The sequence below is a fragment of the Agromyces sp. NDB4Y10 genome, assembly GCF_001620055.1.
Classification (GTDB): Bacteria; Actinomycetota; Actinomycetes; order Actinomycetales; family Microbacteriaceae; genus Agromyces; species Agromyces indicus.
Genome location: NZ_LQGY01000056.1, coordinates 15,492 through 33,635, shown reverse-complemented (window position 1 = coordinate 33,635; position 18,144 = coordinate 15,492). Strand labels below are relative to the sequence as shown.

Below are 18,144 nucleotides of genomic sequence, written 5' to 3'. Positions count from 1 at the left end.
GACGTGCCGCGCCGCCGCGGCGTCCCGCGGCGTGTCGCGTCCCCTCGGCGCGGTCTACCGGCGCAGCACCCGCCGGGCGAGCCAATTGCCGAGGTACTGCACCACCTGCACGAACGCGACGATCAGCAGGACCGCCGCCCACGTGACCACCGGCTCGAACTGCCGGTAGCCGTAGAGCTGCGCGAAGTAGCCGAGGCCGCCGCCGCCGATGAGCCCCGCCATCGCCGACATGTCGATCACCGCGACGACGATGAACGTGTAGCCGAGGATGAGCGGCCCGAGCGCCTCGGGCACGACGACCGTCCCGAGGATCCGCCAGGGTCCGGCGCCCATCGACCGCGCCGCCTCGATCACGCCGGGTCGCACGGTGAGCAGGTTCTGCTCGACGATGCGGCCGATGGCGAACGCCGCGGCGAGCGACAGCGCGAAGATCGCGGCATCCGTGCCGATGCCGACGCCGATCACCGCGCGCGTCACGGGCTGCACCGCCGCGATGAAGATGATGAACGGGATCGGCCGGAAGAAGTTGATGACGACGTTCAGCACGTTGTTCACGACGACGTTCGGCAGGAGCCCGCCGCGGCGCGTGACGTAGAGGCCGACGCCCAGGAGGAAGCCGCCCGCACCGCCGAACAGCATGGTCAGCGCGACCATGTACAGGGTTTCGGCGGCCGCGGTCCAGAACTCGGGCGCCAGTTCGATGAGCCGGTCCATCAGCGGGCCTCCGTCACGTCGGCGTGGCGCGCGACCGTCTCGAGCGCGCGGTCGATCGCGGCATCCGCCCCCCGGATCGCGAGGGTCAGGTGGCCGAACGCGCGTCCGCGGATGTCGTTGATGCCGCCGTAGACGAGCTCGAACTCCAGGCCCGCCGCCGCGAGGTCGATGAAGACCTGCGCCTGCGAGGCGTCGCCGTCGCGGAACGAGAAGGTCACGATCCGCCCCTCGTGGCGCTCGCGGAGCACCGCGAGCTCGGCGGGCGAGGGTACGCCCTTGATGACGGTGCCGACGAACCGCTGCGACGACGGATGCCGCGGGCCGGAGAACACGTCGAACACGTCGCCGTGCTCGATCACCCGGCCGCGGTCCATGACCGCGACCTTCGTGGCGATCGTCTGGATCACGTCCATCTCGTGGGTGATGACGATGATCGTGACGCCCTGCTCCTCGTTCACGCGCTTCAGCAGCGTCAGCACCTCGTGCGTCGTCTCGGGGTCGAGCGCGCTCGTGGCCTCGTCGGCGAGCAGGATGCGCGGGCGGGTCGCGAGGGCGCGGGCGATGCCGACGCGCTGCTTCTGCCCGCCCGAGAGCTGGTCGGGACGCGCCCCCGCCTTGTCGGCGAGGCCGACGAAGTCGAGCAGCTCGTCGACCCGGGCGCGGATGTCGGCGGCGCGCCATCCGGCCACCTTCAGCGGGTACGCCACGTTGCCCCGCACGGTCTTCGCATCGAACAGGTTGAACTGCTGGAAGATCATGCCGATGCCGAGGCGGATGCCGCGGAGCTCGCGCTCGGCGAGCCCGGTGATCTCGCGCCCGTCGATGCGGATCGAGCCGCTCGTCGCGGGCTCGAGCGCGTTGACGAGCCGCACGAGCGTCGACTTGCCCGCGCCGGAGTAGCCGATGATCCCGAAGACGTCGCCCGCCCCGATCTCGAGCGAGACGTCGTCGACGGCGGTGACGGGCTCGGCGCGCCGGTCGGCCGCCGGATACGACTTGGTGACGTGCTCGAGGGTCACGAGCGCCATGGGGTACCTCCTTCCGTGGGCAGGCCGGTGGTCGAGGAGCACGCAGGCGCGTACCGAGACCTCGCTCGGGTCTCGGTACGGGCGCTGCGCGTCCTACTCGACCACCGCGGCCGCCGCCGACTAGCCCTGGGCGCGGGTGTCGTCCTCGACCTCGGCGAGCGAGGACTTCAGGTCGGCGACCGGGATCTCGACCGAGACGCCGGTACCCGCCGAGGCCTCGTCGAGGCCGGCCTGCACGGCCGCGTCGGTCTGGAAGATCTCGACGAGCTTGCGGTACGTCTCGTTGTCGGCCTCGTCGGCGCGCGCCGCGAAGATGTTGACGTAGGGCAGCGCGTTGGGGTCGGCGGGGTCGTCCTTCGCGATGGCGTCCTCGAAGCTGAGGCCCGCGTCCTCCACGAAGTCGTTGTTGATGATCGCCGCGGCGACATCCGGCAGCGACGTCGCCGTGAGCGACGCCTCGAGCGGGGTGACCTTCACCTTCGACGCGGCCTGGTCGATGTCGTCGACGGTCGAGAAGATCGACCCGCCGTCCTCGAGCTCGATGAGGCCCGCCGACTGCAGCACGAGCAGGGCGCGCGCGAGGTTCGAGGGGTCGTCGGGGATGGCGACGGTCTCGCCCTCCTCGATGTCCTCGACCGACTCGTACTTGGTCGAGTACAGGCCGAGCGGGTAGATCTGCGTCGAGCCGACGGGCGTCAGGTCGGCGTCGGCCGAGACGTTGTAGTCGGCGAGGTAGACGATGTGCTGGAACTGGTTGAGGTCGAGCTCGCCCTCGGTGAGCGCCGGGTTCGGCTGGGCGTAGTCGGCGAAGTCGACCAGCTCGATCTCGATGCCGGCCTCGGCGGCGGCCGCTTCGAAGGCGGGCCACTGCGGGTCGGACTTGCCGACGACGCCGATGCGGACGACGTCGTCGCCCTCGGCCGCCCCGGCGGACGAGCACGCGGCGAGGCCGATGACGAGCGGGGCTGCGGCGAGCGCGGCGATGAGCTTGGTTCGGGTGCTGGGCATGGGGTGGTTCCTCTTTCAGGTGGGCGCGCGCGAACGGATGCTGGTGGCGGATGGTGCCCGGCATGACGAAACCCCACCGCTGGTGGCGGTGGGGCGTCGATGCCGCGTTCGTGGACGCACGTCAACGTTAGGCGAAGGTCCTGCGCCCGAATGACCGCATGGTCACCGAGCGTCACAGATCCTGCGGCGTCATCCCTCGAGCTGCTCGGAAACTTCGAGCCAGCGCGTCTCGAGGTCGGTCACGGAGTCCTCGAGCGCGCGCAGTTCGTCGCCGAGCGCGCCGAGTCCGACGTAGTCCGACTGGTCGTGCCGGGCGAGCTTCTCGTGCTGCTCGGCGATCTGCGCCTGCAGCTTCTCGAGCCGACGGTCGATCGACGCCAGCTCCTTCTCGGCGGCGCGGCGGTCCGCGCCCGCGAGCGCCGGGCCACCGGCAGCGGATGCCGCGGGGCCGGTCGCGGACGAACCCGGCGCAGACGCCGGCGCCGTGGCATCCGTCACCTGCCGGCGTCGCAGCTCGAGGTACTGGTCGACCCCCCGCGGCAGGTCGCGCAGGTGCCCCTCGAGGATCGCGACCTGGCGGTCGGTCACCCGCTCGACGAGGTACCGGTCGTGGCTCACCACGAGGAGGGTGCCGGGCCACGCGTCGAGGAGGTCCTCGATCGCGGCGAGCATGTCGGTGTCGAGGTCGTTGGTCGGCTCGTCGAGGATGAGCACGTTGGGCTCCTGCAGCAGGATCAGGAGGAGCTGCAGCCGCCGCTTCTGCCCGCCGGAGAGGTCCTTCACGGGCGTCGCGAGCTGCCGGTTCGTGAAGCCGAGCCGTTCGAGCAGCTGTCCGGGCGTGAGCTCGACGGCCTTCGAGCCCGAGCCGACCACGTAGCTCGTCTTCTGCGCGGCGACCACCGCGCTCACGCGCTCGTCGGCCCATTCGGCGAGCTCCGCGAGCTCCTGGCTGAGCACCGCGATCTTCACCGTCTTGCCGCGCTTGACGCGGCCGGTCGTCGGCTGCACGTCCCCCGTCACGAGCTTCAGCAGCGTCGACTTGCCGGCGCCGTTCACGCCCAGGATGCCGGTCCGTTCGCCCGGCGCGATGCGCCACTCGAGCTCGTGCAGCACGGTGCGGGTCGCCGGTGCGTCGGGTGCGGCATCCTGGACGGGGTACTCGACCGTCACCCCGAGCAGGTCGACGACGTCCTTGCCGAGCCGCGTGACCGCGAGCCGGTTCAGCTCGACCGGGTTGCGCACGGGCGGCTCGTTCTCGATGAGCTGGTTCGCCGCCTCGATGCGGAACTTCGGCTTCGACGTGCGCGCGGGGGCGCCGCGGCGCAGCCACGCGAGCTCCTTGCGCATGAGGTTCTGGCGCTTGGCCTCGGACGCCGCGGCCATGCGGTCTCGCTCGACGCGCTGCAGAACATACGCGGCGTACCCGCCCTCGAACGGCTCGACGATGCCGTCGTGCACCTCCCACGTGGCCGTGCACACCTCGTCGAGGAACCACCGGTCGTGCGTCACGACGACGAGCGCACCGTCGTTCGCCGCCCACCGGGCCTTGACGTGACCGGCGAGCCACGCGATGCCCTCGACGTCGAGGTGGTTCGTGGGCTCGTCGAGGAACAGCACGTCCCAGTCGCCGATGAGCAGGGCGGCGAGCCCCACGCGTCGGCGCTGGCCGCCCGAGAGGTCGCCCACGCGCGCGTGCCACGGCACGTCGGCGAGCAGCCCGGCGATCACGTCGCGCACCTTCGCGTCACCCGCCCAGACGTGCTCCTCGATGCCGCCGACGACGGCGTCGGCGACCGTCGTCGCCGGGTCGACCGTGTCGGCCTGGTCGAGCATGCCGATGCGGATGCCGCGGCGCACCGTCACGCGACCGCCGTCCGGCTCGAGCCGCCCGGCCAGCAGCTTCAGCAGGGTGGACTTGCCGTCGCCGTTTCGCCCCACGATGCCGATGCGGTCGCCCTCGTCGATGCCGAGGGTGACCTCGTCGAAGACGGTGCGCGTGGGGAACTCGAGGTGCAGGCGCTCGGCGCCGAGGAGGTGTGCCATGTCGCGCTCAACCCTAGCCACCCACCCTGTGCGCCCCCGCCGCCCGCCGCTCCTCCTCCCCCTCACCCCATCCGCCCCCCCGTGACGAAGTGATGCCACCTGCACCGGTGGTGGCGCGCGGCGGTGCACCTGGCATCAACTCGCCGCACGGGCGGGCGCGGAGAAGAGGGAGGGTGCGCGCCGAGAGGGAGGAGGGCGCGCGTCAGCGGAGGACGACGCGGGCGCCGTGCACAGGCCCGTGGACGTGGACCGCGGTGAGCCGCGCCGCCGACAGCGCGACCTGCAGCTCGATCGCCGAGTCGGCGCCGTCGACGAGGAACGCCACCGTCGGCCCCGACCCCGAGACGATGCCCGCGAGCGCGCCGTTGCGCTCGCCGATGTCGAGGATGCGGCCCAGGCCGGGCGCGAGCGACAGCGCCGCCGACTGCAGGTCGTTGTGCAGCGCGGTGGCGAGCCGGCGCGGGTCGCCCGCGCGCAGCGCCTGCAGCACCGCGAGGTCGACGGTGGGCGAGGCAGCGGATGCCGCATCCGCGCCGGAGCGCCAGTCCTCCTCGAGGCCGGCGTCGCGCCGGCGGTCGAGTTCGCGGTAGACCGCCGGCGTCGACAGGCCGAACTCGGCGACGGCGAGCACCCAGTGGAACGACCCGGTCGCGAGCGCCGGGCTCAGCCGGTCGCCTCGTCCGGTACCGATCGCGGTGCCGCCGGTGAGCGCGAAGGGCACGTCGGCGCCGAGGGACGCGGCGAGCGAGTGCAGCTCCTCCTTCGGCAGCGCGGTGCCCCAGAGCGCGTCGCAGGCGACGAGGGTCGCCGCGGCGTCCGCCGACCCGCCGCCCATGCCGCCGGCGATGGGCACGTGCTTCTCGATCTCGAGGCGGACCCCACCGGGCACCCCGGCGTGCCGGGCGAGCAGCTTCGCCGCGCGGACCGCGAGGTTCGAGGCATCCGTCGGCAGGTCGGAGGTGTCGACCGTGCCGCTGAACGAGACGGTGATGTCGTCGTCGGGCCACGCGCGCACGTCCTCGTAGAGCGACACCGCCTGGTAGGCCGTCGCGACGTCGTGGTAGCCGTCGGCGTCGAGCGCGCCGACGCGCATGAAGACGTTGATCTTGCCCGGCGCTCGGACGTGCACTGCCTCGTCGGTCGCCGCGATCGTCATGCGTCCACGCTAGGGCATGCGGTCAGCCCACGCGCTCCAGCCACTCGCGCAGCGTCGCCTTCACGTCGGCGACGCGCGAACCGTCCGGCATGCGCCCCCACGTGAGCGAGATCGACGAGCGCTCGTCGCCCCGCGGGCTCGACCCGGCGAGCACGAACTCGCCGCCGTCGAGGTGGAAGCGGGCGGTCGGATGCCGAGCCGACGTGTTGCGCGCGAGCGGCTCGATCGCGAGTTCGGCGGCCACCACGTCGGCCAGCGCGTGGAGGGCCGCGACCGCGTCGAGCGGCACCGTGCGCGAGACGCTCGCCTCGAACATGCCGTCCTGGCGCTGCCCGGGCGAACGGATGCCGCGGGCCTGCTCGTACGCCACGGTGAGGTGCTGCGACCACCACGCGTCGACCCCCTGGTCGGCCGCGAGCCAGGCGGCGATCTCGGGGTGGGACCACTCGCGCGCCCCCGCCTCGTCGAGGATGCCGAACCAGTCCTCGCGTGCGCGCCCGGTCACCTCGCGCACCTTGGCGTCGCCGACGCCGTCGCCGCTCGATCCGATGCCGTCCGTCGTCATGCCCTCACGCTACCCGGGGCGCGGGGGCCCGCCGCAAGGGGGTGGCGTCGGGCCGCTCCTCCGTACTCGGGTCGGTGCGCGGTCAGGCGGATGCCGCGGCGCGCGCCACACGCAGGAAGTCGTCGACGGTGAGCTGCTCGCCGCGGGCCTGCGGGTCGATGCCCGCACGCTCGAGCACCGCCGTCGCCGCGGCCGACGTGCCGCCGAGCACCCCGGAGAGGGACTGACGCAGCATCTTGCGACGCTGCTGGAACGCGGCGTCGACGAGCGCGAACACGGCGACGCGCTCCGCCTCGGTTCCGGGCGGGTCGCCGGGCGCCTCGCCGCGCTCGAAGCCGACGAGCACCGAGTCGACGTTCGGCACCGGCCAGAACACCATGCGGGAGACCTGGCCGGCGATGCGCCACCGGCCGTACCAGGCGGCCTTGACGCTCGGAGCGCCGTACACCTTCGAGCCCGGTTCGGCCGCGAGCCGGTGCCCCACCTCGGCCTGCACCATGACGATGCCGCTGCGCAGCGACGGCAGGTGCTCGAGCAGGTGGAGCAGCACGGGCACGGAGACGTTGTACGGCAGGTTCGCGACGAGCCGCGTGGGCGCTCCGGGCAGCGACGTGACGCGGAGCGCGTCGTCGTGCACGACGGTGAGGCGCGTCCCGGGCTGCATCACGGTGGCGGTGTGCGGCAGTTGCCGGGCGAGGCGGCCGTCGATCTCGACGGCGATGACGTCGGCGCCGGCCTCGAGCAGTCCGAGGGTCAGCGAGCCGAGGCCCGGCCCGATCTCGAGGACCGTCTCCCCCCGTTCGACGCCCGCGGTCTGCACGATGCGGCGCACGGTGTTGCCGTCGTGCACGAAGTTCTGGCCGAGCTTCTTCGTCGGCGTGACGTCGAGCAGCTCGGCGAGGTCGCGGATCTCGGCGGGTCCGAGGAGGCGCGCGGTGCGGTCCGCCCCGTCGGCCTCGTGGCGGTGCGCGTTCACCGGATGCTCCCCCGCACGGTGTCGATGCTGCGGCACGTGGGGGCGACGGTGGTCACGGCGCGCCGGTTCACGCGGATCCCGCCGCGTCGGCAGCGAGGCCGTCGTCCCACGACCCGTAGGCCCGCACGGTGTTCTCGGCGACCTGCGCGCAGAGTCCGTCGAGGTCGGCGTCGAGGGTCTCGGCGAGGAACCGCATGGTGTGCGGCACCAGGTAGGGCGCATTGGGCCGGCCGCGGAGCGGCACGGGCGTGAGGTACGGCGCATCGGTCTCGACGAGGAGCAGCTCGCGCGGGAGGACGCGCAGCGCCTCCCGCAGGTTCTCGGCGTTCTTGAACGTGACGTTGCCCGCGAACGAGCAGTACCAGCCGGCATCGGCGGCGAGCCGGGCGAGCTCGGCGTCGCCCGAGAAGCAGTGGAAGATCGTGGTGTCGGGCGCGCCCGCGCGGCGCAGCGTCGCAACGACCTCGTCGTGGGCGTCCCGGTCGTGGATCTGCAGCGCGATCCCGTGCTGCTTCGCGATGTCGAGGTGCGCCTCGAACGAGCGGAACTGCGCGTCGCGGCCGTCGTCGCCGGTGCGGTAGAAGTCGAGGCCGGTCTCGCCGACGGCGCGCACGCGCGGCTGCGCGGCGAGCTCGTCGATGACGTCGATCGCGGCATCGAGCTCCCCGCGGGCGTCGAGTTCCGGCGCCTCGTTGGGGTGCAGTGCGACGGCCGCGAGCAGGCGGGGTTCGCGGGCGGCCATCTCGGCCGACCAGCGGCTGGTGGCGACATCCGTGCCGACCTGCACCGCACCGGCGACGCCGACGGATGCCGCACGCTCGAGGTGCTCGTGCGGCGTCAGCGGCATCGCGCCGTCGGCGATCTCGAGGTGGGTGTGGTTGTCGTACACCGCGACCGCGAGCGGCTCGGGCGCCGGCGGGTACTCGACGGCGCGTCCGCCGTCGGATCGGGTGCGCAGGTGGTCGGCCGGAGCCGTCACTCGGCGACCTCCACGCGCGGGAACAGCGGCTCGAGCGCGGCGACGCGCGAACCGGGCGTCCACTCGTGGGCCCGGTCGATCGGCTGCTCCTGCACGGTGCCGGGCGCGCCGAGGGCGGTCCACAGCTTCCCGGTCGCCTTGGGCAGCACCGGCGAGAGCAGCACGGCGAGCGTGCCCAGCCCGCGGTAGGCGGTGGCGAGCACCGCCTCGAGGCGGTCGCGCTGCGCCGGGTCCTTCGCGAGCGCCCACGGCTCCTGCTCGGTGAGGTAGCCGTTGAGCGCGTCGACGAGGCGCCACGCGGCGGCGATCGCCTCGTGCACGTGGAGTCGCTCGATCGCCCGCCATGCGGCATCCGTCACCTCGGCCTCGAGCGCCGCGACGGCGGCGTCGGCATCGGTGCGGCCGGCCTCGCCCGACGGGACCTGGCCGTCGCAGTACCGGCCGATCATCGCGATGACCCGAGAGGCGAGGTTGCCGAAGCCGTTCGCGAGCTCGGCCTGGTAGCGCGCTGCGAGGTCCTCCCACGAGAACGAGCCGTCCTGTCCGAAGTGGATGGCCGAGAGGAAGTAGTAGCGGAACGCGTCGGAGCCGAACGTGTCGGTGATCTGCTCGGGCGCGATGCCCGTCAGCTTCGACTTCGACATCTTCTCGCCGCCGACGAGCAGCCAGCCGTGGCCGAAGACGCCGCGCGGCACCTCGAGGCCCGCGGCCATGAGCATGGCCGGCCAGATGACGGCGTGGAAGCGCAGGATGTCCTTGCCGACGAGGTGCTGTGCGGGCCAGCGCCGGGCGAACTCCGCGTCGTCCTGTCCGTAGCCGACCGCGGTGATGTAGTTCAGCAGCGCGTCGAACCACACGTAGACGACATGGGACTCGTCCCACGGGACCTTCACGCCCCAGTCGAACGTCGACCGCGAGATCGACAGGTCGGCCAGCCCCGACCGCACGAAGCTCACGACCTCGTTGCGCGCCGACTCGGGCTGCACGAAGTCCGGACGCGTCTCGTAGAGCTCGAGCAGCCGGTCGGCGAAGGCGGACATGCGGAAGAAGTAGTTCTTCTCGTGCAGCAGTTCGACGGGCTTCGAGTGGATGGCGCACACGAGCTGGCCCGCGTACTCCCCCTCGCCGTCGACGAGCTCGGACTGCTGCTTGTACTCCTCGCAGCCGACGCAGTAGTAGCCCTCGTACTCGCCCGTGTAGATGTGCCCGTCGTCGTAGAGCTTCTGCAGGAACCGCTGCACGTTCGCCTCGTGGCGCTCGTCGGTCGTGCGGATGAAGTCGTCGTTGGCGACGTCGATCGTGTCGAGCAGCGGCTTCCACGCCTCGGCGACGAGCTTGTCGGCCCATTCCTGGGGCGTGACGCCGTTCGCCGTCGCGGTCCGCAGGATCTTCTGGCCGTGCTCGTCGGTGCCCGTCAGCATCCACGTGTCGCGGCCCGCCTGCCGGTTCCAGCGCGCGAGCACGTCGGCGGCGACCTCGGTGTAGGCGTGCCCGATGTGGGGCACGTCGTTGACGTAGAAGATCGGGGTGGTGATGTAGAACGAGGAGCCGTCGGCCATGCCGACAATCCTACGGGCGGCGCACGCCGCGTAACGCCGGGCCGGGGGCGGCCCCGGCCCGGACGATCAGCGCACGGGCGCCGCCGCGGCGGGCGCCCCGACCTGCGGGATCGAGCCCGTGCGCAGCCGGCGCGCGCGGCCGTCGCCGATCACCGGCGGCAGCACGCCCTCGACGCTGACGCGCTCGTGCCGCGTGGGGACGCCGATGGTGACGTCCTGCTGCTTGAGCCGGGACGGCCGCACCTTCTGCCCCTTGTAGTCGACGAGCTTCATGCCGATGACGATCTTGCCCGCCGAGTCCCGCTGGTCGAGCTGCCGGTACGCGTCGGCGATCTCGGACAGGGAGAACACGTCGGCGATGGGGAGCCGGATCTGGCGGTCGGCGACGAGCTGCGCGACGCGCGCGAGCGCGATGGTGTCGCCCGCGTAGAGCTTCACCGCGTCGTGGTCCTCCACGGCGCCCCAGTCGGTCGTGGTGAACACGCGCGTGGACGGCACGCCGAGCGCGGCCGCCTCGTCGGACTCGCCGCCGAGGAAATCGAGGAACGCGGTGACGGGCGCCCTGGTGACGGCGCGGACGCGGACGGCGAGGTCCGGGCCGTAGGAGACCGGCACCACGCCGAACTGCCGGACGAAGTCGAACCGCTCCTCGGTGGTGCTGCCGATGACGACGGCGCCCCGAGCCCGCGCGAACTGCGCCGCCAGGCAGCCGATGCCGCCGGCCGCGGCCGTGATGACGACGACGTCGTTCGCGCCGAGGTTCAGGCCCTCGACCGCGCCGAGGGCGGTGGTGCCGGCCACGTAGAGCGACCCGGCGATCTCCCACGAGAGCGAGATCGGCTTGGGCAGGAGCTGGGTCTCGGGCACGACCACGTGCGTGGCGTGCGCACCGCGGGCGACGTAGCCCATGACCTCCGCGCCGCGGCGGAACCGCGTGACGCCCGGCCCGACCTGGGCGACCACGCCCGCGAACTCGCGCCCCTGTCCGGAGGGGAACTCGACCGGCCACCGGTCGGCGTTGTCGCCGAGTCGCACGGCCGTCTCGACGGGCGAGATCCCGGCGGCGTACACCTCGACGAGCACTTCGCCCGGGCCGGGTGCGGGCGTCGGGATCTCCTGGATCTCGAGCACCTCCGGTCCGCCGAATTCACTGAACCGCACTGCCTTGGCCATGACGCCCTCCCCGGACTCCGTTGTCACGGTCATCGTGCGTCCGGCCGGTGGGAGGCGCTTGGGAAGCACCTGTGATTCCGATGCAAGCGAATGGACTCGCAGGTTCAGTCGCCCCGACGAGCCTCCAGCGCCGCCTCGTACAGGTCGCGGCGCCCCAGGCCGGTCTCGGCGGCGACGGCGGCCGCGGCGTCCTTCAACCGGGTACCGGATGCCGCGAGCGCGACGACCCGCGCCACGGCCTCGCCGGCATCGGCCGGAGCCGGCTCGGCGGCGCCGCCCACCACGATGCAGATCTCGCCGCGCACGCCGTCGGCAGCCCAGGCGGCGAGCTCGCCGACCGGACCGCGGCGGACCTCCTCGTGCAGCTTGGTGAGTTCCCGGCAGACCGCGGCGGGTCGGTCGTCGCCGAACGCCTCGGCGAGCGCGCCGAGCGTGGCCGCGAGCCGCGACGGCGCCTCGAAGAACACGAGCGTGCGACGGTCGGCGGCGAGGTCGGCGAGCCGCCGCATCCGCTCGCCCGCCTTGCGCGGCAGGAACCCCTCGAACGCGAAGCGGTCGGTCGGCAGCCCCGACACGGCGAGCGCGGTGATCACCGCGCTCGGGCCCGGGATCGCCGTCACGTCGACGCCCGCCTCGACCGCGGCCTGCACCAGCGGGAAGCCCGGGTCGGACACCGTCGGCATGCCCGCGTCGCTCAGCACGAGCAGGTCGCCGTCGCGCGCGAGCTCGACGAGGTCGGCGGCGCGCGCCCGCTCGTTGTGCTCGTGCAGGGCGATGAGCTTCGGCCGGTTGGCGATGCCGAGGCCGGCGAGCAGCCGCTGGGTCACGCGGGTGTCCTCGGAGGCGACGACGGTCGCGTCCTCGAGCGCCTGCCGGAGCCGTGCGGAGGCGTCGCCGAGGTTGCCGATGGGCGTCGCCGCGAGGATGATCACCGGTCCAGTCTGACGCACGGATGCCGCGGCGGGCGCGGCTACAGTGGGGCGCATGGGTTCGAACGGGGTCGGCGCCGACGCGCGCGACGCCGCATCCGTCACCCCGCCGGAACCGCCAGAGCGCGCCGCCGAGGCCGAGCCCGGGACCGCGACCGGCCCGGTCGACGCTCCCGCGACCGACCCCGGCCCGCGCGGGTCGCGCCTCGACGAACGCTGGGCGCACCTGTCGCGCACCCCCCGCCGGCGCGCCGTCTGGTACTGGGGCGGCCCCATCGCGGTCGCGCTCATCGCGGCGCTGCTGCGCTTCTGGAACCTCGGCCACCCCCACGAGATCGTCTTCGACGAGACGTACTACGTGAAGGACGCGTGGACGCTCATCGCGAACGGCTACGAATCGGCCTGGCCCGAGGGCGCGAACGAGGACTTCGCGCGCGGCGACACCGACGTCTTCTCCGACGACCCGTCGTACGTGGTCCACCCGCCGCTCGGCAAGTGGATGATCGGGCTCGGCATGGCGCTCTTCGGCGCCGACAGCGCGTTCTGGTGGCGCGCGTCGACGGCGCTCGCCGGCGTCGTCGCGGTGTTCGCGCTGACCATGGTCGGCCGCATCCTGTTCCGGTCCACCTTGCTCGCCGTGATCGCCGGGCTGCTGTTCGCGGTCGACGGCAACGCCATCGTCATGAGCCGCGTGGGCCTGCTCGACAACTGGCTGATGCTGTTCTGCCTGCTGGGCTTCTGGTTCATGCTGCTCGATCGAGCGAAGACCGAGGACCGGTTCTCCGCGCGGCTCGCGGCGCTGCGGGCCGACGGCGCCGAGCCCCGGTCGGGTCCGGTGGTGTGGGCGAGACCCTGGGTGGTCGCGGCGGGCGTCGCGTTCGGCGCGGCGATCGCCGTGAAGTGGTCGGGGCTGTACTTCCTGGCGGCGGTGGGGGTCTACCTCGTGCTCGTCGACGCGCTCGCGAGGCGTCGCGCCGGGCTGCCGTTCTTCGTCGAGGGCGCGGTCCTCAAGCAGGGGCCGGTCACGTTCCTGCTGCTCGTCCCCGTCGCGGCCGCCACCTACCTCGCGTCGTGGACCGGCTGGCTCGTGACCTCGGGCGGGTACTACCGCGACTGGGCCGACCAGCCCGAGAATGCGGCCACCGGGTTCTGGTCCTGGGTGCCGCATCCGCTGCAGAGCCTGTGGCACTACCACCAGGCCGCCTACGGCTACCACGTGGGGGTCCGAACCGACCACCCGTGGGAGGCGAACCCGCTGACGTGGCCGCTCATGCTCCGTCCGACGAACATGTACTACGCCGAGGTCGACGGCTGCGGCGGGGGCGAGTGCGTGTCGTCCATCATCGGCATCGCGAACCCGCTGATCTGGTGGGCGGCCACCCTCGCCTCGGTGTACCTCGTCTACCGCTTCGCACGGTACCGGGAGTGGCAGGCGGGCGCCGTCCTGCTCGGCGTGGGGGCCGGGTACCTGCCGTGGCTGCTCTACGTGGAGCGCACGGTGTTCCACTTCTACACGATCGCGTACGAGCCGTTCGTGCTCCTCGCCCTGACGTACGTGCTCGGCATCGTCCTCGGCAGGCCCGACGATCCGCGGTGGCGTCGCCAGCAGGGCATCGCCACGGTCGCGGTGTTCCTCGCGGTGGTCCTCGTCGTCTCCGCGTTCTTCTTCCCGATCTGGAGCGCGATGCCGACGTCGCCGGAGTTCCGGCAGCTGCACTTCTGGCTGCCCGGGTGGGGATGACGCGCACGTCCGCATGGGGCGAGCGGATGCCGGGCGTCGGCGTCGCGGCGCTCGCCGCGGTCCTCGCCTGGCTCGTGCACCTCGCAGTGCCCGCCGTGCCGCTGCTCACCGTCGCGGTCGCGGCGGGCATCGTCGCGGGCCAGGTCCCGCGGGTGCGGCCCCAGCTCGACGGCGCGCTCCGGCCGGGCCTGGCGTTCAGCGGTCGCACGCTGCTCCGCGCCGGAATCGTGCTCCTCGGACTCCAGTTGGGACTCGGCGACATCGTCGGGCTCGGCTGGGTCACGGTGCTCACGACGATCGGCGTGGTCGTCCTCACGTTCGCCGGCACGTGGTGGCTCGGACGCGCGGTCGGCCTGCCCGGGCATGAACCGCTGCTCGTCGCGAGCGGCTTCGCGATCTGCGGCGCCTCGGCGATCGGCGCGATGGGCGGTGCCGTGCGGGCGCGGCACGAGGAGCAGGCGGTGCCGGTGGCGCTCGTGACGCTGTGCGGCACGCTCGCGATCGCGGTCCTGCCCGCGCTGTGGCATCCGCTCGGCCTGACGGCTGCCGAGTTCGGGCACTGGGTGGGTGCGGGCGTGCACGACGTCGGCCAGGTCGTCGCCACGGCGCAGGTGGCGGGCGCGTCGGCCCTCGCGGTCGCGGTGGTCGTGAAGCTCACCCGGGTGCTGCTGCTCGCCCCGATGGTCGCGATCGCGGCGAGCGTCGAGCGGCGCCGGGTGACGGATGCCGCGGGCCCGCGCCCCGCCATCGTGCCGCTCTTCGTCGTCGGCTTCCTCGCCGCGGTGCTGCTCCGCACGTTCGTGCCGTTGCCCGAGGCGCTGCTCGGCGCCGCGGAGGTGGTGCAGACGACCCTGCTCGCCATGGCGCTCTTCGCACTCGGCTCGTCGATCCGCGTGGGTGCGCTGCTGCACACCGGCTGGCGCGCGCTCGTGGTCGGGCTCTCGTCGTGGGCGCTCGTCGCCGCGCTCGCCTACGGCGCCGTGCTGCTCGGCTGAGCCGGGCGACGTGCGGTGCCTCCCGCGGCGTCCGCTGACGCGCCCGCGGCATCCGGCGCCGACCGGTCGTCGCGCACCCGGATCGCGACCTTGCCCCGGACCCCACCGGACTGGAGGCGTGCGATCGCCTCGGCCGCCCGGTCGAACGGGACGACCTCGTCGACTACGGGTCGCAGCCGCCCCGCCTCGGCGTGCCGACGGAGCTCGTCGAGGTCGTCGCCGCTGCGACGTGCGACGAGGGGCTTCAGGCGCCGGCGCGTGAACGGCGACATGAGCGTGGCGGCCGCCATCCTCGGGATCGGCCCGAGCACCCGCGAGCCGGTGCCCGAGGAGAGCACGAGCGTGCCGCGCGGCGTGAGGATCCGCTTCAGCGCACGGATCGGGTGCGCGCCCGCGAGATCCAGGATGACGTCGTACCGGGCGCTCCCGGTGGTCGGGTCCTCGGTGTGCCGGTCGAGGACGTGCGTCGCCCCGGCGGCGCGGACGTGGTCGGCCTTGGCGGCGCTCGCGACGCCCGTGACCTCCGCGCCGAGCGCGGCCGCGAGCTGCACGGCGAACGTGCCGACGCCGCCGCTCGCGCCGATCACGAGCACGCGGTCGCCGGATGCCACGCCGCCGAGGCGCAGCCCCTGCAACGCGGTCGTGCCCGAGACGGGGATCACCGCGGCGTGCGCGTCGTCGAGGTTCGCCGGGGCCCGGCGCACGTAGGCGGCATCCACCACCGCGGTCTCGGCGAAGCCGCCCTGGTCGGACTCGGCGAACACGCGGTCGCCGGCCGCGAGGGTCGTGACGCCCTCGCCGACGGCGCTGACGACCCCGACGACGTCGCGTCCGACGGGCTGCTTCGGCCGCTTCCGACCGAAGACGGCGCGGAGCATGAGCGGCTCGCCTCGCATGATCCACACGTCGCCGGCGTGGACGCCCGCCGCATGGACCTCGATCGCCACCTGTCCGGGGCCCGGTGGCGCCGGATCGGGCACCTCGGCGACGACGAGGACCTCGGGGCCTCCGTATCCGATCTGGGTGAGCGCCTTCATGATGATGCCTCCTGTGGTTCGGGCACGGGCGCGATCACGACCGTGCCGGCCTTGTGTCCGGTGTCGACGACGGCGTGGGCCTCGGCGACGGCGTCGAGCGGGAGGATCCGATCGACGAGCGGCGCGAATCGGCCGGATGCCGTGAGCGCCGCGAGCTCCTCGAGGTCGGGGCGCTTCGCCTCGGCCGACCGGAGCCCGGTGAACATGATGACGGCGCGACGCCGCCCGAGCCGCGACGTGAGCTGCTGCGGCATGAGCGCCCAGGACGGCACGGTGGTGAGGTAGCGACCGCCGTCGACGAGCACGCGGCGCGCCCGCCGGAACGAACTCGCCCCCACCGCGTCGAACACGAGGTCGTACGTCGTGCCGTCCGCGGGGCGCATCGGGTCCTCGCGCATGTAGTCGATGACCCGCTGCGCGCCGAGTCGCGAGACGAGGTCGGCGTGCCCAGGGCCGCACACGCCGGTCACCTCGGCGCCGAGCCGGGCGGCGAGCTGCACCGCCGCGGAGCCGACCGCGCCCGACGCGCCGTTGACCAGCACGCGCATGCCGGGCCGCAGCCGGCCGCCGTCGCGGAGGAAGGGCAGCGCGGTCATGGCGCCGTCGCAGATCGCGGCGGCCTGCGACGCCGTGACGCCGTCGGGCAGCGCCACGATCGCGCCCTGCTCGCTCACGACGACGGCCTCGGCGTGCGCGCCGCCGTCGGCGCCCGTCGCGCCGAAGACCCGGTCGCCGACGGCGAACCGCGTCACGTCGGCGCCGACCGCGTCGACGACGCCGGCGAAGTCCGATCCGAGCACGGCGTTGCGGGGTCGACGCAGCCCGAAGGCGAGCCGGGCGAACCAGGGCGAACCCGCCCGGCCTGCGGCATCCGATGCCCCGACGGATGCCGCGTGCACCCGCACGCGCACCTCGCCCGGCCCGGGCTCGGGCTGCTCCCGCTCCTCGATCCCGACGACGTCGGGCGATCCGTACCGGTGGTAGGCGGCGATCCTCATGATGCCGACACCTCCTCATGGGGGTACTGGAAGACCTCGTCGAGCGGCACCCCGAACACCCGGGCGATCTGGAAGGCCATCTCGAGCGACGGCGAGTAGCGCCCCTGCTCGATGGCGATGACGGTCTGGCGGGTGACCCCGAGCCGCTGCGCGAGCTCGGCCTGGGTCATCTCGCCGTGCCGGAACCGCAGGGTGCGGATGTCGTTCGTGACCCGCGTCGGCTTCACCATGCGGGCAACCCCCGGCGGTACATGGCGAGCTTCGCGAGGCTTCCGAGCACCGCCGAGAGCACGAAGCCGAGGTAGATCGCGTTGGCGATCCAGAACCAGTGCACCTGCAGCATGGCGAGCACGAGCGCGCCGATGCCCGCGATCACCACGAGCGAGTTGCCCACCTGCTCGCCGGCCCGGTCGATCTGCCGGTCGCGCACGTCGGCGCGGGTGCTCTCGCTGGGGCTCGCGATCTCGATTGCGATGCGCGCGACGATGCCGGCCACGACGGCGCCGCCGATGGTCCAGAGCATGGGGATCGCGTAGTCGACCTCGTCGACGGGCGTGCCGCCCACGATCTGGGAGAGCACGAGCCAGAGGTACACCGCGTACCCCGCGATCGCGACCACGAGGAACGACCACGTGCCCTTCTCCTCGTATGACATCCGCTTCCTCCGATGTGAAGAATGTTTGACACGCCCAGTGTCAACCATTCCCGACACCGTGTCAAGCATGCTTGACACAGCGGATGCCGTGGGGCCGGCGCCGTCGCGTCGCCGCGTGCGTCCGCCCGGCCCGGCCCCGCCGCGGCAGCGCGGGGCGCTAGTGCCCGGCGCCGCCGTCGACGAGCTTCAGGCCGACGACGCAGCCGACGAGGCCCGCGATGAGCGCGAGACGGGCCCACGAGACATCCGTCTCGCCCGTGACCATCGCCCAGATCACCGTGAGCGCGGCGCCGATGCCGACCCACACGGCGTACGCCGTGCCCACGGGGATCTCGCGCATCGCCCAGGCGAGCCCGCCCATCGAGAGCACGAGCGTCGCGCCGAACACGACCGACGGCCAGAGCCGGGTGAACCCCTCGGACCGGCCGAGGGCGGTGGCCCACACGGCCTCGAGCACACCGGAGAGGATGAGGACGATCCACGACATGACGGCACTCCTTCGGCCAGTCTTGTCGCGCTCCGGGTACTGGGTTCCCTCGTCCGGGGCCGCCCCTCGGCGACCTCATCCGAGGCTAGCAAGCGCCCCTG

General features: G+C 73.1%; 18 protein-coding genes and 1 riboswitch. Of the genes, 2 read left to right on the top strand and 16 right to left on the bottom strand.

All coding sequences use genetic code 11. From position 1 onward, the window contains the following. Positions 1–54: 54 nt before the first annotated feature. The 11 genes from AVP42_RS13520 to rsmI form a co-directional block, all read right to left on the bottom strand. On the bottom strand, positions 55–714 hold the full coding sequence (locus AVP42_RS13520; RefSeq protein ID WP_067949918.1) for a methionine ABC transporter permease: 660 nt from the start codon (positions 712–714) through the stop codon (positions 55–57). Continuing rightward, the gene (locus AVP42_RS13515) at positions 714–1,742 is read right to left on the bottom strand and encodes a methionine ABC transporter ATP-binding protein (protein ID WP_067949916.1); all 1,029 of its coding nucleotides are present in this window, start codon (positions 1,740–1,742) and stop codon (positions 714–716) included. Before AVP42_RS13515 ends, AVP42_RS13520 begins: the two co-directional genes overlap by 1 nt. Before the next feature lie 120 nt (positions 1,743–1,862). Beyond that, positions 1,863–2,750 carry a MetQ/NlpA family ABC transporter substrate-binding protein gene (locus AVP42_RS13510; protein ID WP_067949914.1) on the bottom strand — a complete coding sequence of 296 codons (888 nt, stop codon included), beginning with the start codon at positions 2,748–2,750 and terminating at the stop codon, positions 1,863–1,865. A 189-nt stretch (positions 2,751–2,939) separates the two neighbouring features. Then, positions 2,940–4,793: an ABC-F family ATP-binding cassette domain-containing protein gene (locus tag AVP42_RS13505; RefSeq protein ID WP_067949911.1), complete on the bottom strand. Its 1,854-nt coding sequence runs from the start codon at positions 4,791–4,793 to the stop codon at positions 2,940–2,942. 202 nt (positions 4,794–4,995) lie between these two features. Beyond that, positions 4,996–5,949, bottom strand: a complete 954-nt coding sequence (locus tag AVP42_RS13500) for a 4-(cytidine 5'-diphospho)-2-C-methyl-D-erythritol kinase (protein ID WP_067949909.1) — start codon at positions 5,947–5,949, stop codon at positions 4,996–4,998. Between the two features lie 22 nt (positions 5,950–5,971). Beyond that, positions 5,972–6,514 (bottom strand): hypothetical protein, encoded by a 543-nt coding sequence (locus AVP42_RS13495; protein WP_067949907.1) that lies wholly within the window; start codon positions 6,512–6,514, stop codon positions 5,972–5,974. Between the two features lie 82 nt (positions 6,515–6,596). Next, complete coding sequence (rsmA, locus tag AVP42_RS13490; RefSeq protein WP_067949906.1) at positions 6,597–7,490, bottom strand: 16S rRNA (adenine(1518)-N(6)/adenine(1519)-N(6))-dimethyltransferase RsmA; 894 nt, start codon at positions 7,488–7,490, stop codon at positions 6,597–6,599. A gap of 67 nt (positions 7,491–7,557) precedes the next feature. Then, entirely contained in the window at positions 7,558–8,469 is a 912-nt protein-coding gene (locus tag AVP42_RS13485) for a TatD family hydrolase (RefSeq protein ID WP_067949904.1), read from the bottom strand. Beyond that, entirely contained in the window at positions 8,466–10,028 is a 1,563-nt protein-coding gene (gene metG / locus AVP42_RS13480) for a methionine--tRNA ligase (protein WP_067949902.1), read from the bottom strand. The genes AVP42_RS13485 and metG overlap by 4 nt, the downstream gene beginning before the upstream one ends. Positions 10,029–10,094: 66 nt before the next feature. Continuing rightward, on the bottom strand, positions 10,095–11,201 hold the full coding sequence (locus tag AVP42_RS13475; RefSeq protein ID WP_067949900.1) for an NADP-dependent oxidoreductase: 1,107 nt from the start codon (positions 11,199–11,201) through the stop codon (positions 10,095–10,097). 104 nt (positions 11,202–11,305) lie between these two features. Further along, the gene (gene rsmI / locus AVP42_RS13470) at positions 11,306–12,133 is read right to left on the bottom strand and encodes a 16S rRNA (cytidine(1402)-2'-O)-methyltransferase (protein WP_067949898.1); all 828 of its coding nucleotides are present in this window, start codon (positions 12,131–12,133) and stop codon (positions 11,306–11,308) included. Positions 12,134–12,185: 52 nt separating this feature from the next. Between rsmI and AVP42_RS13465 the strand changes: the two genes are divergently transcribed. Further along, on the top strand, positions 12,186–13,871 hold the full coding sequence (locus AVP42_RS13465; RefSeq protein WP_082847277.1) for a dolichyl-phosphate-mannose--protein mannosyltransferase: 1,686 nt from the start codon (positions 12,186–12,188) through the stop codon (positions 13,869–13,871). Then, positions 13,868–14,866, top strand: a complete 999-nt coding sequence (locus tag AVP42_RS13460; protein WP_067949998.1) for a YeiH family protein — start codon at positions 13,868–13,870, stop codon at positions 14,864–14,866. Before AVP42_RS13465 ends, AVP42_RS13460 begins: the two co-directional genes overlap by 4 nt. Here the strand turns inward: AVP42_RS13460 and AVP42_RS13455 are convergent. The 5 genes from AVP42_RS13455 to AVP42_RS13435 form a co-directional block, all read right to left on the bottom strand. Next, positions 14,842–15,903, bottom strand: coding sequence for an NAD(P)-dependent alcohol dehydrogenase (locus AVP42_RS13455; RefSeq protein WP_082847276.1), 1,062 nt, complete (start codon positions 15,901–15,903; stop codon positions 14,842–14,844). The two genes, AVP42_RS13460 and AVP42_RS13455, sit on opposite strands and share 25 nt — an antisense overlap. After that, complete coding sequence (locus AVP42_RS13450; protein ID WP_067949896.1) at positions 15,900–16,901, bottom strand: NAD(P)-dependent alcohol dehydrogenase; 1,002 nt, start codon at positions 16,899–16,901, stop codon at positions 15,900–15,902. The genes AVP42_RS13455 and AVP42_RS13450 overlap by 4 nt, the downstream gene beginning before the upstream one ends. After that, positions 16,898–17,131, bottom strand: a complete 234-nt coding sequence (locus AVP42_RS13445; protein WP_067949894.1) for a helix-turn-helix transcriptional regulator — start codon at positions 17,129–17,131, stop codon at positions 16,898–16,900. The genes AVP42_RS13450 and AVP42_RS13445 overlap by 4 nt, the downstream gene beginning before the upstream one ends. Then, positions 17,125–17,556 (bottom strand): hypothetical protein, encoded by a 432-nt coding sequence (locus tag AVP42_RS13440; RefSeq protein WP_067949892.1) that lies wholly within the window; start codon positions 17,554–17,556, stop codon positions 17,125–17,127. Before AVP42_RS13440 ends, AVP42_RS13445 begins: the two co-directional genes overlap by 7 nt. A 157-nt stretch (positions 17,557–17,713) precedes the next feature. After that, a complete protein-coding gene (locus AVP42_RS13435) occupies positions 17,714–18,043 on the bottom strand; it encodes a multidrug efflux SMR transporter (RefSeq protein WP_067949890.1) in 330 nt (109 codons plus the stop codon). Between the two features lie 11 nt (positions 18,044–18,054). Then, positions 18,055–18,121, bottom strand: a riboswitch (guanidine-III (ykkC-III) riboswitch). Positions 18,122–18,144: the final 23 nt, after the last annotated feature.

Excerpts from the sequence above, each read along its gene's own strand:
- AVP42_RS13520 (WP_067949918.1), bottom strand. The coding sequence starts at position 714 with ATGGACCGGCTCATCGAACTGGCGCCCGAGTTCTGGACCGCGGCCGCC.
- AVP42_RS13515 (WP_067949916.1), bottom strand. The coding sequence starts at position 1,742 with ATGGCGCTCGTGACCCTCGAGCACGTCACCAAGTCGTATCCGGCGGCC.
- AVP42_RS13510 (WP_067949914.1), bottom strand. The coding sequence starts at position 2,750 with ATGCCCAGCACCCGAACCAAGCTCATCGCCGCGCTCGCCGCAGCCCCG.
- AVP42_RS13505 (WP_067949911.1), bottom strand. The coding sequence starts at position 4,793 with ATGGCACACCTCCTCGGCGCCGAGCGCCTGCACCTCGAGTTCCCCACG.
- AVP42_RS13500 (WP_067949909.1), bottom strand. The coding sequence starts at position 5,949 with ATGACGATCGCGGCGACCGACGAGGCAGTGCACGTCCGAGCGCCGGGC.
- AVP42_RS13495 (WP_067949907.1), bottom strand. The coding sequence starts at position 6,514 with ATGACGACGGACGGCATCGGATCGAGCGGCGACGGCGTCGGCGACGCC.
- metG (WP_067949902.1), bottom strand. The coding sequence starts at position 10,028 with ATGGCCGACGGCTCCTCGTTCTACATCACCACCCCGATCTTCTACGTC.
- AVP42_RS13475 (WP_067949900.1), bottom strand. The coding sequence starts at position 11,201 with ATGGCCAAGGCAGTGCGGTTCAGTGAATTCGGCGGACCGGAGGTGCTC.
- AVP42_RS13465 (WP_082847277.1), top strand. The coding sequence starts at position 12,186 with ATGGGTTCGAACGGGGTCGGCGCCGACGCGCGCGACGCCGCATCCGTC.
- AVP42_RS13460 (WP_067949998.1), top strand. The coding sequence starts at position 13,868 with ATGACGCGCACGTCCGCATGGGGCGAGCGGATGCCGGGCGTCGGCGTC.
- AVP42_RS13455 (WP_082847276.1), bottom strand. The coding sequence starts at position 15,903 with ATGAAGGCGCTCACCCAGATCGGATACGGAGGCCCCGAGGTCCTCGTC.
- AVP42_RS13450 (WP_067949896.1), bottom strand. The coding sequence starts at position 16,901 with ATGAGGATCGCCGCCTACCACCGGTACGGATCGCCCGACGTCGTCGGG.
- AVP42_RS13445 (WP_067949894.1), bottom strand. The coding sequence starts at position 17,131 with ATGGTGAAGCCGACGCGGGTCACGAACGACATCCGCACCCTGCGGTTC.
- AVP42_RS13440 (WP_067949892.1), bottom strand. The coding sequence starts at position 17,556 with ATGTCATACGAGGAGAAGGGCACGTGGTCGTTCCTCGTGGTCGCGATC.
- AVP42_RS13435 (WP_067949890.1), bottom strand. The coding sequence starts at position 18,043 with ATGTCGTGGATCGTCCTCATCCTCTCCGGTGTGCTCGAGGCCGTGTGG.